The sequence below is a fragment of the Candidatus Obscuribacterales bacterium genome (assembly GCA_036703605.1).
GTDB lineage: Bacteria > Cyanobacteriota > Cyanobacteriia > RECH01 > RECH01 > RECH01.
The window spans coordinates 1-4,015 of record DATNRH010000308.1; the positions used below are offsets into that span (position 1 = coordinate 1).

A 4,015-nucleotide genomic window follows, 5' to 3' on the forward strand; every position below is an offset into this window, starting at 1 on the left:
TTGGAACTCATCCCATCTGAGCCAAGGGCAATGGTGACACCCGCATCCATCAACTGGCGAATGGGCGCGATGCCGCTGCAGAGGCGGTGGTTGCTCACCACGTTATGAATAACCGTCGCTCCGGCTTCGGCAATTAACTCAATATCACGATCGGTGAGCCAAATACCATGGGCGATCGCCGTGCGATGGGTCAAAATACCGTGGGTCTTAGCATAGCTAACTACCGACTCTCCTTCACCATAGAAGACGGGCCCTGTCACGGCCTGGGTGCGGGTTTCTAGCATATGGGTATGAATCGGCAGATTAAAATCCGCAGATAAGTCAGCAATCCGGTGCATCAGATCGGGGGTGACGCGTTGGGGAGCCGAGGGAGCCAAGGCTAGGGTTAGGAGCCCATCACGCTGATGCCAGGTTTGATAGAGATCTTTGAATAGGGAAGTCCAATCTTGATCGGATAATCCCTCTAACGTCTCTAACTCCTGACGTAGATCATCTGGCAAAAAATCGCCTAAAAACGGAATGGTTTGATGCAACGGTAGGTTGATTGCATGGTGGGTGAGGCTTACCCGTAGCCCCAGATCTAAGTAAGCTTGAGCTACAGCGGCAAAAATCTCCGGTGTGGCGTAGGGCATTTCGATCAGGTCATCTTGAATTGTCGTTGCTCCCGATTTCACCTGTTCGAGGGCTCCCAACATCGTGCGTAGGTAGCAAAGTCGCGGTGTTAGATGCTGTTGCTGCAGAGGTGGATAGGTGTAGAGCATCCACAACTCTAAGGGCATGGACTCATAACGTCCCTTTTCCAAGATCTCCACTGAGTGAGCGTGGGCATTGACAAATCCTGGAATCAGTAGCTGATCGGTGGCGTCAATGACGTGAGTTTGTGCTGTGGGCGGCTCTAGATTTGGCGCAACTTGGTGAATGCGATCGCCCTCCACCAGCACATCGACTCGTTGGGGTTGCAGATTAAGGGAACCATCTCCTTGGGGTGTGAACGGTAAAACCGTGGCATTTTGGATGAGATAAGAGGTTGCGACCATGGGGATTGCACCGATTGATGGGAGGTTTCAGCCATCATCGATCGCAGAGAGAAATTACGCAAGCGTCTTTTCTCCTAGAAAGGTTGGCTGAGTATGGTCATAGCCAGTTGCTTCTTGGCCAAATAGCCGATTGTGCGCATGGCTTGCTCTACATCTTCCGTCCAGGGCAAGGAGCAATTGAGACGGAAACAGTTGGTATAACCGCTGGAGGCGGAGAAAATGATGCCAGGGGCAATGCTAATATTTTGAGCAAGGGCCTCCTCATAGAGTTGGAGAGAGTCAAACCCGGGAGGCAGCTCTAGCCACAACACATGACCACCATTGGGACGAGTCACCTTGGTTTCCGCAGGAAAATAGTCGCAGATAGCCTGGGTCATCTGGGCCGTTTGCATCTGGTATTTGCGGCGCAACTGCCGCAGGTGGCGATCATAACCACCGTTAGCCAGAAACGCTGCCAGGGTGAGCTGAGGGGCGATCGCTGTCGTTTGGTTCAAGACCCACTTCAATTGCTCCACCTTGGCCTGATAACGACCCGCGATCGCCCAGCCAATCCGCATTCCCGGCGACAGGGTTTTGCTACAAGAAGCGCAGTACAGGACTAGGCCGCTACGATCGAAGGCCTTGATAGCTTTTGGGCGGCTTCCTTCAAAATAAAGATCGCCGTAAATATCATCTTCAATCAACGGCATATCATAGCGCTCTAGCAATTCGGCCAACTGCTTTTTCTTGGCGTCGCCCATGCAGGTGCCGAGGGGATTGCTGAAGTTGGAGACCAGCACACAGGCCGTAATCTGCTGACGCTGCATCGCCATTTCTAAGTAATCCAACGATAGCCCATCCCGAGGGTGGGTTGGTAATTCTAAAACCTTCAGGTGCAGCATTTCTAAGGCTTCAAGCAGCCCATAGTAAGTGGGCGATTCGATGGCAACGGTGTCTCCTGGCTGCGTCACGGCGCGCAACGATAGATAGACTGCCTCAAAGGTGCCGTTGGTGGTCACAATCTGATCTGGATTAATGGAGCATCCTGCTGTGAGCATACGTTTGGCCACCTCGCGACGCAGTTCAACACAGCCGGGCGGCGCATCATAGGAATGAGCCTTGGCGGAATGCTGGCGCAACACTTGCCCCATGAGGCGATTGAGGGCATTGAGGGGTAAGTGTTCCGCTACGGGTACGGCTGCCCCTAGCTTCAAGATCTTCGGATCCTGGATGGCATGCATTAAGCGAAAGGTGAGGGAGTTGTCGATAGCATAAATGCGCTTGGGTGGATCCGTCGTCGCTGGTTCCTGAGGCTGCTGTAGGGCAGTTTGCCGCACGTAGTAACCCGACTGTGGCCGGGCGCAGATCATGCCCCGATCCTCTAAAACCCGGTAGGCTTCTAGCACGGTAGAAATGCTCACCGAAAGTTGTTCTCGCAGTTTACGAACAGAGGGCAGGCGATCGCCTGGTTTCAGGGTCCCTTCATAAATAAGGGTTTCTAGGCGATCTGCTACCTGCTCATACAAACTTTTGTCAGATTCAAGATCAAGGGGAGTCATTGCCATAGCCAGTATCTTAGGGAGGAACAGTACAGTTGGGGGCGATCGCTACCGATACAGTCTTGTTTTTGCAAACTGTACCCATAACAATTTAGCAGAACTGCCTCTGTTTGGTTTGGATGTAACACAGCATACTAGATTCATACCGCAGATTGATGAGGAACCGTCTAGACAAGCAGCGATCGCTATCTGAGGAGAGGCAACACGATGAATCTATCCTTCTATCAAAATTACTCATGAATGCCATCGGATTTTTCGGTTGATTTCTTATTCAAGCCTCAGTAAGGTGAGTGCAACAGTATCTGCCCTGAACTCAAACCTATAGGTCAGAACGTCCTCTTGATTGGTTTTGTGGGCACTGATCTGCGCTGTTCTTATTCAATCTTAATCCCATAGGTAGTACTCTCGATTTAGCACAGGTGGTGCTGGAAAGCTGACATGGCATATTTTCGGCTATGTCTAGCTTATAGCAACCACAGTCGCCCAGTATTTCTAGATGCTGGATAAGTTTTATTCCTTTACTGAGTCCTTAGGAGGACGCGATGAATCCCGATCATGTCACCACTTGCAATCAATTAGAGTCCTTATACAACGAGAAGGTCGCCCAACGCCCCCGGAGCACTTTCTGGTCTAAAGTCATTCGTCCTGTCGTGTCTGATTGGGGATCTGCAATCCTTAAGTTTCTGCTAGGTAGCCATGATCCTGTGATTTCACAGCGGACTGATAAGAATGGGCAAGGCATCTATGAAATTTATGATCCCATAACACGCGATCGCATGATCTGTCACTCTGAACAAGAAGTACGTGCTTGGCTAGAGCAACGATACTATCAGTAGGCGATAGGGCAATAGATGATAGGACAACGTGTCAGTTAGGGTGCTGCTGAATAGGAGTAGGATTCCGCAACCTTTTGCATGGAGTTTCATGGCTGCTAGCTAGAGGTTCATACCCTAATTCAGCAATACCCTAATTCGCTAGTCCTATCTAGTCTCGCCATGTAGATATAGCTATCGTCAACGCTAGAGGCTTGAAACCATGGCTATACAGTAGCCATGATAAGTTTGTTAGATGCGCTATTTATTCAAAGCTGTAGCGGTACCCAGATATTTGTGGCTTCCTAGCCAAGGGGGCGGCGAAGCAGGGGCCGAATGCAGGATGTCTCAGTTATGACCATTTAACTGAACTTAATATGAAGGTATGAAATTGGAATCTGAGCAAGATGCTCCTACTACCTTGATTGTGAATGAAGTGCGAGTATGAGTGTCTCCGCTCACGGTTCGTTAGCGCAAATTCTATCATGATTTAGCACCGACAGCTATCACAGTCTTATTTATGATGCTTGTCCTATGACTGGAATTTTGATAGTAAATACAGTTCCTTGTCCTAATGCTGATTGACAGGTTAAGATACCTTGATGCTGTTCTGTAATAATTTGGTAGC

At 49.8% G+C, this 4,015-nt stretch carries 2 protein-coding genes; both read right to left on the reverse strand.

Annotated elements, in window-relative coordinates; translation table 11 throughout:
• On the reverse strand, positions 1 to 1,037 hold a 1,037-nt coding region (locus V6D20_06480; GenBank protein HEY9815433.1), incomplete at its 3' end, for an amidohydrolase family protein.
• A gap of 74 nt (positions 1,038 to 1,111) precedes the next feature.
• Entirely contained in the window at positions 1,112 to 2,575 is a 1,464-nt protein-coding gene (locus V6D20_06485; protein HEY9815434.1) for a PLP-dependent aminotransferase family protein, read from the reverse strand.
• Positions 2,576 to 4,015: the final 1,440 nt, after the last annotated feature.